This window comes from Nonomuraea sp. NPDC026600, assembly GCF_040638335.1.
Taxonomy (GTDB): Bacteria; Actinomycetota; Actinomycetes; order Streptosporangiales; family Streptosporangiaceae; genus Nonomuraea.
In genome coordinates this window covers 88,802-107,705 of the sequence record NZ_JBEZYD010000001.1, presented here as the reverse complement: position 1 = coordinate 107,705, position 18,904 = coordinate 88,802, and the positions used below count along the sequence as shown (strand labels likewise).

The 18,904-nt window shown below is 70.0% G+C and carries 18 protein-coding genes; 9 read left to right on the top strand and 9 right to left on the bottom strand.

The features are described from left to right. Positions 1–5 precede the first annotated feature (5 nt). Together AB0F17_RS00505 and AB0F17_RS00500 are read right to left on the bottom strand one after the other, a co-directional pair. Positions 6–275, bottom strand: a complete 270-nt coding sequence (locus AB0F17_RS00505) for a protealysin inhibitor emfourin (RefSeq protein ID WP_358013896.1) — start codon at positions 273–275, stop codon at positions 6–8. A gap of 133 nt (positions 276–408) precedes the next feature. Continuing rightward, positions 409–1,485: a M4 family metallopeptidase gene (locus tag AB0F17_RS00500; protein WP_358013894.1), complete on the bottom strand. Its 1,077-nt coding sequence runs from the start codon at positions 1,483–1,485 to the stop codon at positions 409–411. Positions 1,486–1,675: 190 nt separating this feature from the next. On the opposite strand from AB0F17_RS00500, the gene AB0F17_RS00495 reads away from it, so the two are divergent. The 4 genes from AB0F17_RS00495 to AB0F17_RS00480 all read left to right on the top strand — a co-directional run bounded on the left by AB0F17_RS00495 (position 1,676) and on the right by AB0F17_RS00480 (position 4,922). Next, the gene (locus tag AB0F17_RS00495) at positions 1,676–2,683 is read left to right on the top strand and encodes a DUF4037 domain-containing protein (RefSeq protein WP_358013892.1); all 1,008 of its coding nucleotides are present in this window, start codon (positions 1,676–1,678) and stop codon (positions 2,681–2,683) included. 167 nt (positions 2,684–2,850) lie between these two features. Further along, on the top strand, positions 2,851–3,903 hold the full coding sequence (locus AB0F17_RS00490; protein ID WP_358013891.1) for a methyltransferase domain-containing protein: 1,053 nt from the start codon (positions 2,851–2,853) through the stop codon (positions 3,901–3,903). Positions 3,904–3,972: 69 nt separating this feature from the next. Further along, positions 3,973–4,626: a TetR/AcrR family transcriptional regulator gene (locus tag AB0F17_RS00485; RefSeq protein ID WP_358013889.1), complete on the top strand. Its 654-nt coding sequence runs from the start codon at positions 3,973–3,975 to the stop codon at positions 4,624–4,626. Further along, entirely contained in the window at positions 4,623–4,922 is a 300-nt protein-coding gene (locus tag AB0F17_RS00480) for a DUF6204 family protein (protein ID WP_358015631.1), read from the top strand. Before AB0F17_RS00485 ends, AB0F17_RS00480 begins: the two co-directional genes overlap by 4 nt. 90 nt (positions 4,923–5,012) lie before the next feature. Here the strand turns inward: AB0F17_RS00480 and AB0F17_RS00475 are convergent, their stop codons facing one another. Continuing rightward, complete coding sequence (locus AB0F17_RS00475; protein WP_358013887.1) at positions 5,013–5,765, bottom strand: MerR family transcriptional regulator; 753 nt, start codon at positions 5,763–5,765, stop codon at positions 5,013–5,015. A gap of 71 nt (positions 5,766–5,836) precedes the next feature. Between AB0F17_RS00475 and AB0F17_RS00470 the strand changes: the two genes are divergently transcribed. From AB0F17_RS00470 to AB0F17_RS00460, 3 genes are all read left to right on the top strand, one after another. Then, entirely contained in the window at positions 5,837–6,829 is a 993-nt protein-coding gene (locus AB0F17_RS00470; RefSeq protein ID WP_358013885.1) for a MerR family transcriptional regulator, read from the top strand. Then, positions 6,826–7,338 (top strand): hypothetical protein, encoded by a 513-nt coding sequence (locus AB0F17_RS00465; RefSeq protein ID WP_358013883.1) that lies wholly within the window; start codon positions 6,826–6,828, stop codon positions 7,336–7,338. The genes AB0F17_RS00470 and AB0F17_RS00465 overlap by 4 nt, the downstream gene beginning before the upstream one ends. A 153-nt stretch (positions 7,339–7,491) precedes the next feature. Next, positions 7,492–8,376, top strand: a complete 885-nt coding sequence (locus AB0F17_RS00460; RefSeq protein WP_358013881.1) for a 5'/3'-nucleotidase SurE — start codon at positions 7,492–7,494, stop codon at positions 8,374–8,376. A gap of 430 nt (positions 8,377–8,806) precedes the next feature. On the opposite strand, the gene map is transcribed toward AB0F17_RS00460, so the two are convergent. Further along, positions 8,807–9,574: a type I methionyl aminopeptidase gene (gene map, locus AB0F17_RS00455; RefSeq protein WP_358013879.1), complete on the bottom strand. Its 768-nt coding sequence runs from the start codon at positions 9,572–9,574 to the stop codon at positions 8,807–8,809. Between the two features lie 47 nt (positions 9,575–9,621). Here map and AB0F17_RS00450 point away from each other — a divergent pair, with 47 nt between their 5' ends. Beyond that, the gene (locus AB0F17_RS00450; RefSeq protein ID WP_358013877.1) at positions 9,622–9,876 is read left to right on the top strand and encodes a helix-turn-helix transcriptional regulator; all 255 of its coding nucleotides are present in this window, start codon (positions 9,622–9,624) and stop codon (positions 9,874–9,876) included. A 100-nt stretch (positions 9,877–9,976) separates the two neighbouring features. Here the strand turns inward: AB0F17_RS00450 and AB0F17_RS00445 are convergent, their stop codons facing one another. The 5 genes from AB0F17_RS00445 to AB0F17_RS00425 all read right to left on the bottom strand — a co-directional run bounded on the left by AB0F17_RS00445 (position 9,977) and on the right by AB0F17_RS00425 (position 17,109). Beyond that, positions 9,977–10,987 carry a tyrosine-type recombinase/integrase gene (locus AB0F17_RS00445; protein ID WP_358013875.1) on the bottom strand — a complete coding sequence of 337 codons (1,011 nt, stop codon included), beginning with the start codon at positions 10,985–10,987 and terminating at the stop codon, positions 9,977–9,979. A 64-nt stretch (positions 10,988–11,051) separates the two neighbouring features. After that, positions 11,052–12,581 carry a UDP-N-acetylglucosamine 1-carboxyvinyltransferase gene (locus AB0F17_RS00440; RefSeq protein ID WP_358013873.1) on the bottom strand — a complete coding sequence of 510 codons (1,530 nt, stop codon included), beginning with the start codon at positions 12,579–12,581 and terminating at the stop codon, positions 11,052–11,054. A 16-nt stretch (positions 12,582–12,597) separates the two neighbouring features. Further along, positions 12,598–14,301, bottom strand: a complete 1,704-nt coding sequence (locus tag AB0F17_RS00435) for an enoyl-CoA hydratase-related protein (RefSeq protein WP_358013871.1) — start codon at positions 14,299–14,301, stop codon at positions 12,598–12,600. A gap of 379 nt (positions 14,302–14,680) precedes the next feature. Next, on the bottom strand, positions 14,681–15,934 hold the full coding sequence (locus AB0F17_RS00430) for an amidohydrolase (protein WP_358013869.1): 1,254 nt from the start codon (positions 15,932–15,934) through the stop codon (positions 14,681–14,683). Positions 15,935–16,080: 146 nt separating this feature from the next. Beyond that, positions 16,081–17,109, bottom strand: a complete 1,029-nt coding sequence (locus tag AB0F17_RS00425) for an Lrp/AsnC family transcriptional regulator (protein ID WP_358013867.1) — start codon at positions 17,107–17,109, stop codon at positions 16,081–16,083. Between the two features lie 282 nt (positions 17,110–17,391). On the opposite strand from AB0F17_RS00425, the gene AB0F17_RS00420 reads away from it, so the two are divergent. Beyond that, positions 17,392–18,897 (top strand): ABC transporter substrate-binding protein, encoded by a 1,506-nt coding sequence (locus AB0F17_RS00420; protein WP_358013865.1) that lies wholly within the window; start codon positions 17,392–17,394, stop codon positions 18,895–18,897. The last annotated feature ends 7 nt before the right edge of the window (positions 18,898–18,904 follow it).

Below are 18,904 nucleotides of genomic sequence, written 5' to 3'. Positions count from 1 at the left end.
CGGGCTTATGGGGTGGCGCGGCGGAGTAGCTCGGTGAGGAGAGGGCGCAGGGCGGCGGGGACTTGGGACTCGGTGAGCTCGGTGATCTGGTCGCCGGTGGGGTGGTGGACGGTGAGCCGGTAGCGGGGCTGGGCCGACGTGGCGGGGGTTCTGGCGGGTTCGGCGGCGCTGAGGCCGGCCAGGAGGTTTCGCAGGTCGTCGTCCAGGTCGGTGTCGAGGGTGGCGTGGCGGCGCAGGCCGGTGAAGCCGCCGCTGGTTTCGAGCGTCACGCGCATGGGCGTCCCTTCCGGCGCGGTGTTCACCTTTCACGGTACGCGGGCAGACCCCGCACGGGTCTGTGGCGGGCGTCGTCGCGGAACCCTCGCGCGATGCCGCGTCCTCAGGCCCATGCGGAGAGCCTGTCGTGGCTTACCAGAATCCCTGCTGCCGGGCGGCGCCGCGGACGGTTTGGGGGGACTGGCGGGGGACGAGGTTGTTGCGGGCCAGGATGCGGGCCTGGGCGACGGCGACGGTGGCGGCGTCGGCGAACTTGGCGTTGGGCCACAGGTTCTGCAGGGTCTGGTACATGATCAGGGTGGCGGCGTCGAGGCCGAGGTCCTGGCTGATGAGGTAGAACCAGCGGTTGGTGATGCCGGACATGATGTGGGGGTCGGCGGGTTCGAAGTAGCCGGACATGTCGCGGGGTTGCGGGTCGCGGCCCATGAGGGGGTTGTCGAAGGCGGTGCCGGGTTCGGCCATGTTGCGCAGCGCTTCGCCGTACAGGTCGTCGGCCATGATCTCGTCGCCGATGAGCCAGTTGTGGCTTTGGGCGTCGTGGTCGTTGGCGTAGGCGTCGATGGCGGTGCCGAGCATGTCGCTGAAGGATTCGTTGAGGGCGCCGCTTTGGTCGTTGGTGTAGTTGAGGTTGGCGCTGAACTGGGTGACGCCGTGGGTGAGTTCGTGGGCGCACACGTCGATGCTGGCGGTCAGGTCCTTGAAGACCAGGCCGCTGCCGTTGCCGAACACCATGCGCAGGCCGGCGTCGTCCCAGAAGGCGTTGTCGAAGCCGACGCCGAAGTTGACGTTGGCGACGAGGTTGAGTCCGGCGTTGTCGATGGATTCGCGGCCGAGCTTGTCCTTGTAGTAGGTGCGGACGAGGCCGAGGTAGTCGTAGGCGTCGTTGGCGTTCTGGGCGGCGACGGCGGGGTCTCCCTCACCGCGGATGAAGGTGACGTCGAAGGTCCACTGGTTGAGGTCGTCGTAGATGAGGCGGCCGGCGGTGCCGGGTTTGGGGATGGTGAGTCCGGGCGGGACGGTTTCGGGTTCGGCGGTCAGGCGCTGGTCTTGGCCCAGCGGCAGGGCTTCGGCGCTGCGCCGGCCGCGGCGGAACTGGGCGGAGACGACTGCTGAGCGCTGGGCCGATGCGGGTTCGGCGCTCTGTTGTGCCTGGACTTTGGCGATGTGGTCGAGGACGTGGGGCGGGACGAAGCTGCAGCGATATGCCATGGCGCAACCCTTGTGCCGGGGGTGGTTGTGACGTTTCCACGTAAGCGGGGGCCGGTTGGGGTGCGCATCGGTGGTGGTCTCAGGGCTATCCCTAGGCCGCCTTGGGGGGTGGCCGGAAAATCGGATGAGGTTCGCCAGGTGGTCAGGCACAGTTGACGATGTGATGTCCGATTTTGTGCCTGGTATTGAGTTGTCCCGAGCCTTTTATGCCGAGGTGGTGGCGCCGCTGGTGACGCGGGTGCCGCACAGTGCCGCGTTGATCGGGCCGGGGTCGGAGGTGCTGGCGTTCGACACGGGCCGCTCCGCTGATCATGACTGGGGTCCGCGGGTGCTGGTGTTCGTGGAGCCGGAGGCGGTGGCGCAGGTGGAGGCGCGGGTGCTGGCCGGGCTTCCGGAGCGGTTTCGGGGGCTGGCGACGGTGTTCGACTATCACGGCGCGCTGCGGCCGGGCGTGGTGGTCGCCGATCTGGAGACGTGGCTGGTGGAGCGGCTGGGGTTCGATCCGCGGCGGGGGGTGTCGCTGCTGGATTGGCTGTCGGTGCCGTGGCAGAGCCTGGCGGAGGTGACGTCGGGGGAGGTGTTCCATGACGGGCTGGGCGGGCTGGAGGCGGCTCGGGCGGCGTTGCGCTGGTATCCGGGGGATGTGTGGCGTTATGTGCTGGCGTGTCAGTGGCGGCGTATCGCGCAGGAGGAGCCGTTTCCCGGCCGGTCGGGAGAGGTGGGTGATGAGCTCGGCTCGGCCGTCGTGGGGGCGCGGCTGAGCCGGGAGGTGATGCGGCTGGCGTTGCTGCTGCGCCGCCGCTACCCGCCGTACGCCAAGTGGCTGGGCAGTGCCCTGGCGCGGATGCCCGGTTCGACGGAGCTGGGGGAGTCGCTGGGGCTGGCGGTGGCCGCCCGGTCGTGGCGGGAGCGGGAGGACGGGCTGGCCGCGGCCTACGCGCGGCTGGCGGCGTTGCAGAACCGGGTGGCGCTGGCCGAGCCGCTGGATGCGCGGGTGCGCGGCTTTCATGACCGGCCGTTCCGGGTGATCGGGGGTGATCGGTTCGCGCAGGCGCTGCTGGGGTCGGTGTCGGATCCGGTGATCAGGGGGCTGCCGATGGTGGGGTGTGTGGATCAGCTGTCGGACTCGGTGGACCTGCTGCTGGAGCCGGGCCGGGCTCGGGCGGTGACGGCGGCGGCGCTCGGCCTGGGCGCCTGAGGCCCCGGGCCGGGGTGTCAGGCTCACCGCGCGGGCCTGCCGGCGGCTCTGAGCCTACGTCGATCCTGGTCGTAGGACGTGCCCGATATCTGGTGGTTTTTCCGTCGCTGGTGTTTTCCACCGTCTCCCGGGTAGCGCAACCTACGACCGGAAAGCACGAGACCATCATGACCACGAAAACCGACGAGTTCGCCGACCGCCTGTTCCACGCGGCGCTCGGCACCATAGAGGTCCTGTCGGTGCACATCGGCGACCGGCTGGGCTGGTATCGCGCGCTGGCCGAGCACGGTCCGGCCGACCCCGGCGAGCTGGCCGCCCGCGCGGGCGGCCACGAACGCTACGTCAGGGAATGGCTCGAACAGCAGGCCGCCTACGGAATCCTGGAGGTCACCGCCGACGGGCGCTTCGCCCTGCCCGACGGCGCGGCGGAGGTGCTGACCGACGAGTCCAGCCTGGCCTACCTCGCGCCGCTGGCGCGCATGCTGACCGGCGCCGCCGTGCAGATGCCCGCCCTCCTGGAGGCCTACCGGCGTGGCGGCGGGGTCGGCTGGGCGAGCTTCGGAACGGACATGCGAGAGTCCCAGGCGGACATGAACCGGCCCTGGTTCGAGCACGCGCTGCCGGAGGCCATCGCGGGCGTGCCCGGCCTGGAGGCGGTTCTGCGCCGTCCCGGAGCCCGCATCGCCGACATCGGCTGCGGCGCCGGGTGGTCGACGATCGCGCTGGCCAGGGCCTACCCCGAGGCCACGGTGGTGGGCGTCGACATCGACGCCCCGTCCGTCGAGCTGGCCGCGGGCAACGCCGCGAGCGCCGGTGCCGGGCCCCGCCTCACCTTCCGCCAGGGGGATGCCGCCCTGCTCGGCGAGGATCACTACGACGCCGTGTTCGCCTTCGAGTGCGTGCACGACATGCCGCGACCGGTCCAGACGCTGGCGGCGGCGCGGCGAGCGGTCGTGCCCGGTGGGGCGGTGATCGTGATGGAGGAGGCCGTGGGCGAGCGCTTCGCCGGGCCCGCCGATGAGGTGGAGCGGCTGATGTACGGCTTCAGCCTGCTGATCTGCCTGCCGGACGGGATGAGCGACCCGCCCTCGGCCGCCACGGGAACGGTGATGCGGCCTGACACGCTGCGCCGCTACGCGCGCGAGGCCGGGTTCGCCGACCTCGAAGTCCTGCCGATCGAGGACTTCGGATTCTGGCGCTTCTACCGCCTCATCCCCTGACACCGGAACTGCACTCCACACCAAAAATGCAATGGACTTAAAGTTTGGGGTTGAGTTAAGCTTTTCCGCATGGCCGAGGGGTTGCGGGAACGCAAGAAGCAGCAGACGCGCCGCCGCATCCGCGACGTGGCCACCGCACTGTTCGTGGACCGCGGCTTCGAGCACGTCACGATCGCCGAAGTCGCCGCCGCGGCCGAGGTGTCGGTCAACACCGTCTACAACTACTTCCCGACCAAGGAGGACCTCGTCCTGCCGCCCGAGGAGGCCTCACCTCAGCGCCTGGCCGACATCGTGCGCCGGCGCCAGGCAGGGCAGGGCGCCGTGCCGGCGGTGCTCGACCATCTGCGTGCGGAGGTACGGCGGCGCGACCGCACGATGGGCCTGACCGAGGGGTTCGGCCGCGTCTTCGAGATGATGCGCGCCGCCCCCACCCTCACCGCCCGCCTGGACGACCTCGGCCGGCAGATGACCGACGAACTGGCCGCCGTCCTGGCCGAGGAGACCGGCGCCGCGCCCGGCGACCCACTGCCCCGCATGGTGGCCTGGCATATCGGCGGCTTCCACTCGCTGGTGTACGCCGAGATCGGCAAGCGCACCACGGCCGGGGACAGCGCCGAGGCGATCGCCGGGGCCGTCCTGGAACTCCTGGACGTCTTCGAGGACCTGCTCGGCGAACGCCTTCTCACCTACGCCATTCGAAAGGACAGACCTTGTTCAGAGTGATGATCCGGGGCACGTTCGAGGCCCTGGACGACGCCGCCCGTGAGGCCGTACGGGCGGCGGGAGACATCGCCTTCACCGAGGCCGGGACGTTCACCCACGACCAGAGCGTGTCGGCGTTCACCTTCCGCTGCCAGGTCCCCGCGGGCCCCGACGACGGCGAGAACGAGGCCACCACGTCGGCGATGGCGGCACTGGACGCGCACGGCCACTCCTATCACCTGCTGCATGTCGCGGTGACGGACATGCGCGACATCAAGATCCGCCACAAGGGCCGTCCGAGGACGACCTCGGGCTGACCGGGCACCGGAAGGTGAACGCCGAGGTCACAGCCGCTCTGACGCCGTTCCGGGCCGCGGGGCAAGGACGCTGACGTAACGGCGGCCGGTTCAGCGCCGGGTGTTGGCGGTGATGGCGAGGCGGAAATAGGCGGCCAGGCCCGGCACCTGGCCGTCGAAATAGGCCGTGAAGCGCGGATCCATCACATACAACTCGCCCAGCCCTCGATGGATCTCATACGTGCAGGTGTAGAACCACCGGCTGATGTGACCGCGATGACGCTCGGCCACATCCATCGCCGTCTCGCCATCCGGCGGTAGCCCCGCCTCGAACACCGCCACCAGATCCCCCAGCACGGCCGCCGCCTCGGCCTTGAGCCGCAGCCAGTCGGCCTTGGTGTAGGCGGCGACCCGGCGGCGGCTCTGCTCGTACTGCTCGGCGCCGCCCCAGCGCCGCTCCACCTCCGCCTCGTGATCCTCCGGCCGGAAGCCGCCGAACACCTCCAAGCGTTCGGCCGGGGTGAGCGCGACGCTCATCGTGCGCGCCTCCATCGCCCGTTCCACCGCGGCGATCACCTCGCTCAGCCGTTCGGACTTGCGGACCAGCAGCTCATGCTGGCGGCGCAGGTGCGTCAGCTCGTCGGCGCGCGGCTCGTCCAGGATGACGGCGATCTCCTCCAGCGCGAAGCCCAGCTCCCGGTACAGCAGCACCTGCTGCAGCCTGATCAGATCCGCCTCGGTGTAACGACGGTAGCCGGCCGCCGTCCGCTCACCCGGCTGGAGCAGGCCGACCTCGTCGTAGTGATGCAGCGTGCGCACGGTGACGCCGGCCAGCCGCGACACCTGCCCCACCGACAAACTCATGACATCACCATGAACCCTCACGTTACGTCAGGCGCAACCCCCGGCTGGACTCTCCCACGGAGGGAGGGCCCATGCTGGGGGACGTGGACGAGGATCTCCTGCCGATCGGGCAGTTCGCCCAGCTTGCCCGGTTGAGCGTGAAGCAGTTGCGGCACTACGACGAGATCGGGCTGCTACGGCCCGCCTGGGTGGACGCCGCCACCGGCTACCGCTACTACCGCGCCGCGCAGGCCCGCACGGCGCTGTCGATCGGGCTGCTGCGCTCACTCGACGTGCCGCTGCCCGTCGTCGGCCAGGTCCTGGCCGGCAGCGATGGCGCCCTGGAGTCCGTACGCGACTCGCTGGAAGCCGAACTGGCCCGGCGGCGGCGCACCCTGGCGTCACTGGAACGCGTCATGGCCGACGGCCTGCCCGCCCCCCAGGTCCGCATCGTCACCGAACCGGCGCACCGCGTCGCCCTCGTCCGCGAACGCGCCGGCGGCCCGGCCGACATCGCCCGCGCCACCAGCGCCGCCGTCTCACGCCTGATGGCCGGCCGGTACGGGGCGGCTGATGCGGGCACCGGACCGCACCCGCCGCACTCCGGCACCCGCCCGAGGGAGAACGGCCCGCTGCCCGTACACGCAGACACCGGAGGCAGCCCGCCACCCAGGGATCCCAACGACGGCCCGCCGCCCACGCACGCTGACACCCCGAAGGCAAGGGATGCCGACGCCTCGGAGGCAGGGGGCGGGCCGCGGTTGATCGGGCTGTTCCCCGTCGATCTGAGCGACGCCTTCGACGTGACCGTCGCGCTCGTCCTGCACACCGGCTGGGACGCCGTCGGGGATGCCGGAGGGGGAGCGCGGGTGGACGTGCTGCCCGGTGGCACGTTCGCCGCCGCCACCCACATCGGCCCCTACGACCAGATCTCCCTGACCGCCCACGCCCTGCTGGCCTGGTGCGCCGAACGCCGCCACCCCATGCGCGGCCCCGTCCGCGAGGTGTACGTGTCCGACCCGGCCCGCACCCCACCGGATGAGTTGATCACCCACCTGATGATCCCTTTGGAGGAAGAGTCATGAACGCCGAACTCACCACCCACGGCCCGGTCACCTGCCTGAACGTCACCGGCCTCGGCGAACCCGGCGGCGGCGAGCACGTCTCGGCCATCCGCGCCCTGTTCACCGTCGCCGGCGCGATGGGCGGCCCCGGCGGGCCGCTGGAGGGCCTGTGGTGGGTGGAGGACGAGCGGCCCGGGCTTGAGGTGCCGCGCGAGCAGTGGCGCTGGCACCTGCTGCTGCCCCTGCCCGCCGCGCCCGAGCCGGGACGGCTGGAGCGGGCCCGCGAGTCCGTGCGCGCCTGCGGCGCGGCGGTGGACCGGGTACGCGTGGCCGTCTTCACCGAAGGACAGTGCGTGGAGATCCTGCACCACGGCCCCTTCAGTGAGGAACACCTCTCGCTGAAGGTCATGGAGGAGTTCATGGACGAACACGCGCTGGTGCCCAACGGGCCGCACCACGAGGTGTACCTGACGGCCTTCGACGATCCCGACCCGCGCACGGTGCTGCGCCAGCCTGTGCGCCCGGCCTGAGGCGCGGCAAGCGTTCATCAGGGGTTCATCTGGGGTCGCACGATCTTCCGCTGCCACCGTCACGGCTCTTACATTCCGAAGCGTCACCCCCTTCCAGAGCGCCGGCGTGAACACGCTCGGGCGCGAAGGCAAGAGCCGGCAAGGAGACAGACCGTGTTCCAGCGCATCGCCCTCATCCCCCTGGTGTTACTCACCTTCCTGACCGTGGCCGGCCCCGCGCCCGCCCAGGCGCAGGCGCGGGCGCACGAGCCGCGCCACCTGCGCATCCTGCTCACCAACGACGACGGCTACACCTCCGTCTACCTGCAAGAGCTGCGCCAGAAGCTGATCGACGCCGGCCACCAGGTGACGGTCGTGGCCCCTGAAAGCGATGTCAGCATCACCGGCACCGCGATCAACGCCAGGTTCGGCACCACGTTGCAGGCGACGCAGAAGGAGCCCGGCCTGTGGGCGGTGGCGGGCAGTCCCAGCGACGCGGTGGCGTTCGGGACGCGGGTCGTGTTCGCGGGCGACCCGCCGGACCTGGTGCTGTCGGGACCGAACCCGGGGGAGAACGTCGCCGCGACCGCCAACTACTCCGGCACCGTGGCGGCGACGATCACCGCCATCACCGGCGGCATCCCCGCCGTGGCGCTCAGCGTCGCCCGCAGCGGCGGCTCCTTCCCCAGCGCCGAGGGGTCGATCACCTTCGCCGTCAAACTCGTCGACCGGCTGGCGGCGACCTCACGCGGCGCCGTCCTTCCGGCCCGTACCGCGTTGAACGTCAACTACCCCGTCACCCCCAACGGCAAGGTCAGCCTGGCCAGGCTCGGCACCTCGCTGCCGTTCTCCACCGACTACACCCTCGATGCCGCCGCGTGCGCCACCTGCTACCGCATCCTGCCGCTGCCGGCGGCCGCCGCCGACCCGGTGACCGATGCCGACCGCACCCTGCTGGCGGCCGGCGACGTCACCGTCACCCCGCTGGACGGTAGCTGGGAGGCCGGGCCGGCCGCCTCGGCCGCCATCCGCGTCCGCCTGTACTCCCTGACGCCATGAGGGGTTTCCAGCGATCGCGGCACCGACGTGGGGTCATGGGGGTTTGAGGCTCGCTTGACGATCACTGCTACTACGGTTCGTACGGGTTTCGGTGCGTTTGCAGAGGTTGGTGAGAGTTGGCGGTCCAGTTCCTCTCCGACGCGCAGATGGAGCGGCTTCGGTCGTATCCGGACCTCGGCGGGCAGGAGTTGGTCAGGTTCTTCACGTTGACCTGCGGTGAGGTGGGGCTGCGCGCCAGGGTGGGCAGACCCACCTCACCGCGGGTCAGGGGCAGGTCCGTTGGATTCTGCTCCCTCGCTGCTGAGGCCCCATGAAAGGGAGCACCCTGAAGCCGGAGCCGGGAAGGCGCGGGCCCGCCGCACTGGAGGCTGTAGGCCCGCCGCACGGCAGATCACCACGGGCCCGCAGCCGAGCTGCGCAGCGCGAGGTGCTACACGGCGGTGAGCACGATGGGACCGTCGTCGGTGATGGCCACCGTGTGCTCGGAGTGGGAGGCGCGCGAGCCGTCGACGGTGCGCAGCGCCCACCCGTCGGAGGCCGTACGGTAGCGGCCGTCTCCGCCGCCGGTGAACATCGGCTCGAGCGCCAGCACCAGACCCGCCCGCAGCACCAGTCCGCGGCCGGGCCGCCCGTGGTTGGCCACGTGCGGGTCCTCGTGCATCCGCCGCCCGATCCCGTGCCCGCCGAAGTCGACCGGCACGCCGTAACCTCCGGCCACCGCGACCGAGGCGATGGCGTGCCCGATGTCGCCCATCCGGTTGCCCGGCCTGGCCGCGGCTATGCCCGCGCGCAGCGCCTCCTGCGTGGCTTCGATGAGCGCCAGGTCACGGGCGCGCGGCAGGCCCACCACGAAGCTGACCGCCGAATCGCCCGCCCATCCGTCGAGGTAGGCGCCGCAGTCGACGCTGAGCAGGTCGCCGTCCTTGAGCCGGTAACGGTCCGGGATGCCGTGCACGATCACGTCGTTGACCGACGCGCAGATGACCGCCGGATACGGTGTGGGCGCGAAGGGCGGGTGATAGTTCAGGAACGCCGAGGTGGCGCCCGCCTCGGCGATGACGGTGGCCGCCACCTCGTCCAGCTCGCTCACCCGTACGCCCACCGCGGCGTGCTTGACGATCGCCTGCAGCGCCTGCGCCACCACGCGGCCCGCCTCGCGCATCGCGTCGATCTCCGACGGTGTCTTGATCTCTACCATGTCGATAACTATACCGGTATTTGTATCCCGGTTGTAGGCTCGGGTTCATGGTTCGACCCTCGCTGACCCCCCAAGAGCGACGGCGCGGTGAGCAGCTCGGCCTGCTGCTGCGCGACGCGCGCGGCGACCGGAGCATCGTCGATGTCGCCACCGCCGCCGGCATGTCCGCCGAAACCCTCCGCAAGATCGAAACCGGCCGTATCCCCACTCCGGCCTTCTTCACCATCGCCGCCCTGGCCGACGTTCTCGGCGTCTCCCTCGACCATCTGGCCCTGCGGCTGAGTCCCGCCACTCCCGTCTGAGCCGTCGACGCCACACGGGTGGGCCATGGCACGCCTCACGCAACCCCTGTACCGTTCGACGGCGCGGGGCCTGCGTGACCCACCCGGCCGGCCGGCCCGCTCACTGCTGCGGGTCGGCCCGCTTCAGCAGCGGGTGCGCCCGCATCGCCCCTTCCAGCTCGCCCGGCAGCTCATCGCGGTAGCGTCCCAGCGTCGACAGGTCGCTGTGGCCCAGCACCCGCCGGACGGCGTCCATGTCCACCGCGTCGGCCAGCAGATGCGTGGCCGTCGTATGCCGCAGCCCATGTGGCGTCACCGACCGGCGCTGCCCGTCATCCACCCGCCGCTGCACCCGGTCGATCACCGCCTGCACGTCACCTCGCGCCAGCCGGCGCCCCCGCCACGACAGCAGCAGCGCCTTGTCCGGCAGCGGCGCCCGCTCCCGTGTCAGATAGGCATCCAAGGCCAGCGTCACATCGCGGGGGAGTGGCAGATCGCGGGTGCGGCCGCCCTTGCCGAAGATCCGCCAGTAACGCATCCCGTCATTGGTGTAGAAATCCTCGACGTTGGCCCGTACCAGCTCCGAGACCCGTGGCCCCATCGTCGACAGCAACAGCACGATCAACGCATCCCGCAGCTCCGTGCGCTGATCACGCCGTCCCCGTGCCGGATCCTCACCCAGGGAGCGCGCCGCCCCGATCAGTCCTTGCGCCTGCTCGCGCGTCAGCGCCCGCCGCTCCGGCCGCAGCCCGCCCCGCTGTCTGGCCGTCACCGTCGAGTGCGCCATCGGGTTGATCTGCACCCAGCCCGCCAGCGAGGCGTGCTTGAACAGCGCCGAGATCGAGCGCCGAAACCGCGCCTGCGACGTGGGGCTCTGCCCGCCTTCGCTCGCTGGGCGGCGCCCGTCGGGTTTGCGCGCGAACGCCAGCAAGATCGCGTCGACGTCCTCGCCCGACAGGTCGTCCAGCACCGTCGACTCCCCGGCCAACCTCACCAGCGTCGCCACGTCGCGCGCGTAGAGCTCGGCTGTGGCCTGTGACAGCGCCCCCGTCAGCGTTTTGGCCCGCACCAGCTCCACATAGCGATCGGCCGCCTGGACCACCGTCAGCCGATCAAGCTCAGCAGGCCGCACCGTCCCCCCTCACGTTGGAAGATCCACATCAAGGCAGACGGTAGCGGGCCCCACCGACAGAAATTCAGATGTCGCGGAAGGTCTCGATCCGCGCTCCCAGCGCGTTGAGCCGCTCGGCCAGATCCTCATATCCGCGGTTGATGACGTAGACGTTGCGCAGCACCGAGGTGCCCTCGGCCGCCATCATCGCCAGCAGCACCACCACCGCCGGGCGCAGCGCCGGCGGGCACATCATCTCCGCGCTGCGCCAGCGCGTCGGCCCCTCGACCAGGACCCGATGCGGATCCAGCAGTTTCACCGAAGCCCCCAGCCGGGTCAGCTCCGTCAGGTAGATGGCCCGGTTGTCGTAGACCCAGTCGTGGATGAGCGTCGAACCCTGCGCCGTGGCCGCGATGGCGGCGAAGAACGGCACGTTGTCGATGTTCAGTCCCGGGAACGGCATCGGGTGGATCTTGTCGATGGGGGAGATCAGCTTGGAGGGGCGCACCGTCAGGTCCACCAGCCGGGTGCGGCCGTTGGCCGCCGCGTACTCGCCGCCCCGATCGTGGTCCAGGCCCATCTCCTCCAGCACCGCCAGCTCGATCTCCAGGAACTCCACCGGGACCCGGCAGATCGTCAGCTCCGAGGAGGTCACCACCGCCGCCGCCAGCAGGCTCATCGCCTCCACCGGGTCTTCGGAGGGGGAGTAGTCGACGTCGCACTCGATCGAGGCCACCCCGTGCACGGTCAGCGTCGTCGTCCCGACACCCTCCACCCGCACGCCCAGCTCCTCCAGGAAGAAGCACAGGTCCTGCACCATGTAGTTGGAGGAGGCGTTGCGGATCACCGTCACACCGTCATGCCGCGCCGCCGCCAGCAGCGCGTTCTCCGTCACCGTGTCGCCCCGCTCGGTCAAGACGATCGGCCGCGACGGCGACACGCCCCGATCCACCCGCGCGTGGTAGAAGCCGCCCGTCGCCGCGATGTCCAGCCCGAAGTGCCGCAGCGCCGACATGTGCGGCTGCACGGTGCGCGTCCCCAGGTCACAGCCGCCCGCGTACGGGATCCTGAACTCCTCCGCGCGATGCATCAGCGGCCCCAGGAACATGATCACACTTCTGGTACGGCGGGCCGCCTCGGTGTCCATCGCCTCCAGCTCCAACCGGGCCGGAGGCACGATCTCCAGATCGCTGCCCTCGTTGATCCAGCGCGCCTTGACCCCGATGGAGGCCAGCACCTCCAGGATGCGGTACACCTCCTCGATCCGCGCCACCTTACGCAAGATCGTCCGCCCCGAGGTCAGCAGCGACGCGCACAGCAGTGCCACGCACGCGTTCTTCGAGGTCTTCACATCGATGCTGCCCGACAGCCGGCGCCCGCCCACCACCCGCAGGTGCATCGGCCCGGAGTAGCCCAGCGACACGATCTCGCTGTCGAGCGCCTCGCCGATCCGCGCGATCATCTCAAGACTGATGTTCTGGTTGCCGCGCTCGATCCGGTTCACCGCGCTCTGGCTGGTCGCCAGAGCGTCCGCCAGCTGCAGCTGCGTCCAACCACGGTGCTGGCGCGCGTCGCGAATGAGCCGGCCGATCCGCACGAGATAGTCATCAGTCATAACACGACAACATATCTCACATATGAGATGCGACCACGACCGGCCCCGCCGACGCGCCGGACAACTCCCGGTGGGCCGCCAGCTGATCCGGCGTCGCCACCACCTTACCCTTGTGCACGAACGCCTGACGCGCCCGCCGGAACCCGTTGCGGTCATCGAACATGTCCCGGCTCATCTCGGCCAGCTCCTCCATCCGATAAGCCTCCAGCGGCTTGCGCCGCTCGTCGGCCTCCTGCGCCTGGCGCTTGATCTCCAGCAGCCGCCCGTAATCGTCACCGGCCGCCAGCCGCTCGGCGTACTCCAGCACCGTCCGCTCGAACGCCGGCCGCGACCCGGCCATCATCCGGTCGGCCAGCCCCAGCTCCACCGCCTGCGCCGCGCTGATCGGCAGCGCCTGGCCCGTCAGCCGCCGCGCCACCACCGCCCCCACCCGCCGGGGCAGCACATACGTCCAGAACTCCGACCCGAACAGCCCCATCGTCCGATAGTGCGGATTGAGCACCACACCCTCACGCACCAGGACCCGATCGGCGCCCAGCCCCATCATCACGCCGCCCGCGCCCGCGTTGCCGCCCACAGACGTCACCACCAGCTGCCCCGCGCACGTGATCACCTCACGGCACACCTGGTTGATCGCGTTGATGTTCGTCCACGCCTCCAGCTCGGGATGGCGCGCCGCCTCGATCACGTTCAGGTGGATGCCGTTGGAGAACACCTCGCCACCCCGCACCACCAGCACCCGGGTGTCCTGGGCCGCCGCGTACCGCAACGCCGAGGCCAGCCGCCGGCACTGCTCGCTGGACATCGCGCCGTTGTAGAAGTCGAAACTCACCACCCCGACCGTGTCGCTGCGGTCATAGGTCACCTCGCTGTAGCCCGGCCGCTCCTCCAGCCCGGCCACCCGCTCACCCAGCACCGTCGCCGCCGGCAGCTTGATCGCGCCCGGCTCCTCCACCCGCAGATGCCCGACCCACACTGTGCCGTCGCCGGTGTTCACCAGCACCGCGCCCTCACGCCGCGCCACCACCGCTCCCGGCGTCCCGGCCCCCACCGGACCCCGGTGCACGTCGAACACCCGCATCATCCGCCCGTCCAGCATCACCCGCCCGCCCGGCGCCCCATCGGCCGAACGGACCCGCCGCAGCACCTCATCGGTGCTCTGCGACCACGAGAACTCCCGGTCGCCATGCCGCATCGCCGGCCGCGCCCGCCCGCGCACCTGCGGCGAACGGTAATCCAGCGGCACCGGCACGAACCCCGCGTCCATCGCCTTGGCCGCCACCTCCACCACCAGCTCCACCGCCGCATTGGCCACCGGACCGTTGTACAGGGCGGACTTGCGCGGCGGCTCGGCCGGCATCGCGAACGTCCGATACCCCCAGATCGGCCCGGCGTCCATCTCCTGCACCGCCTGCAACGCCGTCACGCCCCACTCCGCCTCGGCGTCGGCGATCGCCCAGTCCAGCGACGACGGGCCCCGGTCGCCGGGCGGCCCCGGGTGAATGATGATCGTGCGGTGGTTCCGCCACACAAGCGCCGGCACCTTCTCCTTCAGGAACGGGCAGATGATCAGGTCCGGCTCGGCCAGCTGGGCCGCCTCGACCATCACCTGCTCCGAGACGGCCAGCTCGACGGTGACGTCGTGACCGGCCCGGCGCAGTTCCAGCCAGGCACGCTGGGTCAGGCCGTTGAAGGAGGAGCAGAGCAGCAGGATGCGCAACGGAGAGCTTCTTTCAGGCGGATCGTTCGAGGGTGACGGGGCCCGCCGCGTGCGGGCCCGGGGGAGCGGGGCCGGCCTCAGGCGGACGCACCGTTGCGCGGGTGAGCCCACCGGTCCCGGATGTTTACGGCAGTCCCATTTGGCCCATGCATGTCATCGATGCTGACACGAACCAGCAAGTGCTGCTGACAAATCACCGCAAAAATCCGCCCGGACCAGCCCCAAATGACCCGCTTTGTCGGGATCGAATCTGGGGGAGACGCGCCGTCGAACCCCATCTCCCCCCAACCACCCACACCCCCGCGAGACCGAAACCCCGCCCGGAACCCGCCTCCCGGCCGTCACCGGCGTCGGGACCGCTCGGCCCTCGACCACACCCTCAGTCGCGGCGGATGAGTGATTCGAGGATGTCGATGCCGATCGGGATCGACTCCTCCGTCACCTCGAAGGTCGCACTGTGGTGGGGCCCCGGGCTGCCGGTGCCGATCATCAGGTAGGCGCCCTGGCCGCCGCGTTGCTGCACATGCCGGATGAGCAGGTTGGCGTCGTCGCTTCCGGCATAGGCGCGGGTCCGGATCACCTCCACGATGGCGGGGTGCGCGCCGGCCGCCTCGACGATGCGGTCGACCACCTCCTCGTCGGGGGTCACGGTCGTGGAGCGGCCCATCACGGCCAGCGCCGCCTCCACCCCCTGCGCACCGGCCGCTCCTTCCACGATGGACCGGATCCGGCCCACCAGCTCCTCGGCGACCTCGTCAACGGTGGCGCGCGCCTCGCACGTCATCACCGCCGTGGACGGCACGATGTTCACGCCGTCACCGGCGACCAGCGTGCCGACATTGAGCCGGGTGTCGGCCGAGCTGAAGCGCGGGATCGCCATGATGGCCAGCGCGGACATGGCGGCGGCCAGCAGCGCGTTGCGACCGGTCTCCGGCGAACCGGCGGCATGGGAGGCCTCGCCGGTGAAGTCGACCTTCAGCTTGCGGGTGGCCAGGCCGCCGGTGAAGCTGCCCACCACCGAGCCGAGCGCCATGTCGCCCGCCATGTGCACGGCGAGCATGGTGTCGATGTCGTCGGCGACCCCGGCGTCGATCATCGTCTGCGCTCCCCGTACCCCCTCCTCGGCGGGCTGGAACAAGATCCGCAGTGAGCCCGCGAAGTCGCGGTCGGCAAGGCGGTGCAGCAGGCCCACACCGATGGTGGCGTGCGCGTCATGGCCGCACGCGTGCATCGCGCCGTTGACCGAGGCGAAGCCGTTGGCGGCCGGGAAGTGCGCCGGATCGGCCGACTCGCGCATCGGCAGCGCGTCGATGTCGACACGCAGACCCCATCGCGGGCCCGGCCGCAGGCCGGCCACGTCGACGACCAGCGCGGTGCCGTTCCTGCGGAAGTAGCGGGCGCGATCGGCCGCGACGCCGGAGGCGATCGCGCGCGCCTCCCATTCGTCGAGCGTGCGCGGCGAGGGGTAGTTCACGACGGGGGAGAGGTCGTGGGCGTCCTTTCCGGTCAAGACGGCCACCGGCAGGCCCTCGATGGCCTGGGTGATCCGGGCGGCCGTCCCGATCTCCACGAACGCGGGTTCCGGATTCCGGTGCAGTTCTCGCCTGAACGCCTTGAGCTGCGCGAAGTCCACGAGACCTCTTTCTCTTCCACGATGATCAGCGGCCCGGCGGTCGCCTCGCACATGCTAGGCACGGCGCCGCAAACCAGGGCCCACCGCGCGCGATCCTGCATGAAACACCAGTTTTCCGAGCAGGGTCCGCATGAAGTCGCGGGCCGCTAGTCCTCGAACACCGGCTGGCCGCCGACCGGAACGTAACGAAGGCGCCGGCTGTCCAGATCGAGGATGTAGCCCGTGCGCTTGGCGATCCTTGGCACGATCCATCTGTCCTTGATCAGCACCTTCGGAAACACCGACGCCACCCTGCCCTCGATCTCGTCCAGCTCCTGCAGGTTGTGCAGCCACAGGAAGACCGCCAGGTTGGCCTCGCCGGTCACCGACGCGCACATCCGCACGTGGTGCAGCGAGCGCAGCGAGGAGACCAGGCGTTCCAGATCGCCGTGCTGGACGTCGAGCCACAGCACCGCCGCCGCCGACCAGCCCATCAGGGTGTGCGCGAAGTCGACGCGCCATCGCACCCAGTCCGCCGCGAGCAGCGCGTCGATGTCGCGGGAGATCACCGTGATCGAGCGGCCCAGCTCGCGCTGCATGTCGGCGGCGGTACGGCGCACGTCCGTGCTGAGGGCCGAGACGATGTCGCGGTAGGCCGGCTTTCGTTGTTCGGGCGGTTCGGAGGGCCGCAGCAGGCGCAACGCCTCGGCCTGCTCCTCGGAGAGCATGTTGAGCCGCCAGCCCGACCCTTCGAGGAAGATCCGCCGCAGGTAGTGGGTGCGGGTGCCGACGATGCCGGGGATCACGGCGATGTGCTCGTCGATGTAGCGATCCATGGACAGCAGGCTGTGCGTCGAGATCATGATGTAGAGGTCGCGGGGACCCGAGGTGCAGTGCACGCTGAAGATCGGCCCCTGCCGGCCGAGCTCGGCGATCACGTCGGCGCGCCGGCCGGGGGTGCACCGGATCTCCACCAGCGCCGAGATCTCCCGTTCAGCCGAGCGCGGCCCGTCGGCCTCGAAGCAACTCGTCCATGCCTGCCGCTGGTGCGTGAGCGCCGACCAGCGGCGGGAGATCGTCGACGGGTCGACCCGCAAGATCCTGCCGAGATGGGCCCACGAGACCCGCGGATGGATCTGCAGTGCGTTGATGATCTGAAAGTCGAGCCCGTCCACCATGGCGTCTATCATGCACATAAAGGGACGATCTGCCCACGATCGTGCATATCCGTCGTGAGTGCCGCCCCACGATCACCCGCCGGCAGGCGACCATCAACGTTCGACACCTGTTCCTCTTTTGGCAAGGAGACGGACTTGCCGGACAGGATCGTGCGGACGAACCGCCGCATCATCCAATTCCTTGCGCGGTGACCCTCAAAAGGCCTCTGACCGGCGCACACGACTAGGCTCGGCGCCATTCTTTCCGCGGCTGCACCTGGAGGATTGGTGTTTCGCAAAACGATTCTTGTGCTGACGGCCATGGCCGCAGCGGGACTGGGCGCGGTCAGCTGCGGCACCGCCGCCGGCACCACACAGCCCGTCAACATGTCCCTCAACACCGATCCAGCCACCTTCGACCCAGCACTGGCCAAGGGCGGCGACGACTTCACCATGGCCCGCCTGCTGTTCGACACCGTGGTACGCAAAGACTCAGGCAACGCCCTGGCAGGCGGAATCGCCTCCTCCTGGCAGGCACAGGACGCCGCGCACTACACCTTCACCATCCGCAGCGGGCTGACCTGCTCCGACAAAACCCCCATCACCCCGTCCGTGGTAGCGGCCTCCCTGACACGATTCGCCGCCAAAGAGACAGGCTCCTCGGCCCGCACACTGACCCTGGGACCCGCCACCGCCACCTTCACCGCCGACGACAAAGCAGGCACCGTACAGGCCGCGCTGTCAGCTCCCTGGTCGGACTTCCTCACCGGACTGGCCCTGCCCCAAGCCGGAATCATCTGCCCAGCAGGCCTCAAAGACGCCAAAGCCCTCGCAGCCGGCAAGGTCACCGGCGCCTTCTCCGGCCCCTACACCCTGACCGCCTCACAACCCGCGGTGTCCTACCAACTGACGCTACGCGACGGCTACACAGCCTGGCCCACCTTCGCCAAACCCCTACAAGGCGAACCCGCCGAACAACTCAACCTCACCCCCATCACCGACTACGCCACCATCGCCACCCAACTGCTCGCCGGCAGCCTGGACGTCGGCGTGATCATCGACGAGAACGTCGCCCGCTTCGACGGCAACGCCGCCTTCACCACCTCAAGCACCTCCAACACCACCACCTACCTGCTGTTCAACGAACGCCCCGGAACCGTCTTCGCCGACCGGCCGGACCTACGCGCCGCAGTCGCCCAAGCCATCGACCCCCAAGCCTTCAGCGACATCATCAGCGGCAAGCGCGGCAGCACCATCCTGTCGGTCGGATCAGCCAAACTCGCCTGCGCCAACACCGACCGCACCCTGCTGAAAACCCCCGACCCGGCCGCCGCCAAGAAACTCGCCGGAGTCCGCTTCCGCATCGTCGGCACCACCCTGCTGCAAGGCGGCAACGACTACATCGCCGAAGCCCTGCGCAACGCCGGCGCCGACGTCAGCGTCGACTCCCTCGACAACGCCAACTGGGCCACCCTGACCACCGCCGGCGGCAAAGACTGGGACATCAACGTCCAAGGCGACAACAACCAGATGGGCACCCTCACCTCCTCCCTGCTGCGCGTGATGGGCCCCGCCACCGAAGACGGCGGCCGCAACAAGACAGGACAGATCAACAAGGACGGCTACGGCTTCGTCACCCGCGCCATGGGCGAGATCAACCGCGACGCACAATGCGCCGCCCTGCAGTCCGCCCAGAAGTCCTTCCTCCAGCGCGTCGACGCCATCCCGCTGTCGACACTGCCCAACACCACCGTCGTCGCCAAGGGATTCAGCATCCGCACCTTCGACGAATACCTCGACCCCGCCACCCTCCGCATCGTCAAATAGCCAGAAG

Bases quoted from the DNA above. Each gene is read 5' to 3' on its own strand.
- AB0F17_RS00505 (WP_358013896.1), bottom strand. From the start codon at position 275: ATGCGCGTGACGCTCGAAACCAGCGGCGGCTTCACCGGCCTGCGCCGC.
- AB0F17_RS00500 (WP_358013894.1), bottom strand. From the start codon at position 1,485: ATGGCATATCGCTGCAGCTTCGTCCCGCCCCACGTCCTCGACCACATC.
- AB0F17_RS00490 (WP_358013891.1), top strand. From the start codon at position 2,851: ATGACCACGAAAACCGACGAGTTCGCCGACCGCCTGTTCCACGCGGCG.
- AB0F17_RS00485 (WP_358013889.1), top strand. From the start codon at position 3,973: ATGGCCGAGGGGTTGCGGGAACGCAAGAAGCAGCAGACGCGCCGCCGC.
- AB0F17_RS00475 (WP_358013887.1), bottom strand. From the start codon at position 5,765: ATGAGTTTGTCGGTGGGGCAGGTGTCGCGGCTGGCCGGCGTCACCGTG.
- AB0F17_RS00470 (WP_358013885.1), top strand. From the start codon at position 5,837: ATGCTGGGGGACGTGGACGAGGATCTCCTGCCGATCGGGCAGTTCGCC.
- AB0F17_RS00465 (WP_358013883.1), top strand. From the start codon at position 6,826: ATGAACGCCGAACTCACCACCCACGGCCCGGTCACCTGCCTGAACGTC.
- map (WP_358013879.1), bottom strand. From the start codon at position 9,574: ATGGTAGAGATCAAGACACCGTCGGAGATCGACGCGATGCGCGAGGCG.
- AB0F17_RS00450 (WP_358013877.1), top strand. From the start codon at position 9,622: ATGGTTCGACCCTCGCTGACCCCCCAAGAGCGACGGCGCGGTGAGCAG.
- AB0F17_RS00440 (WP_358013873.1), bottom strand. From the start codon at position 12,581: ATGACTGATGACTATCTCGTGCGGATCGGCCGGCTCATTCGCGACGCG.
- AB0F17_RS00425 (WP_358013867.1), bottom strand. From the start codon at position 17,109: ATGTGCATGATAGACGCCATGGTGGACGGGCTCGACTTTCAGATCATC.
- AB0F17_RS00420 (WP_358013865.1), top strand. From the start codon at position 17,392: ATGGCCGCAGCGGGACTGGGCGCGGTCAGCTGCGGCACCGCCGCCGGC.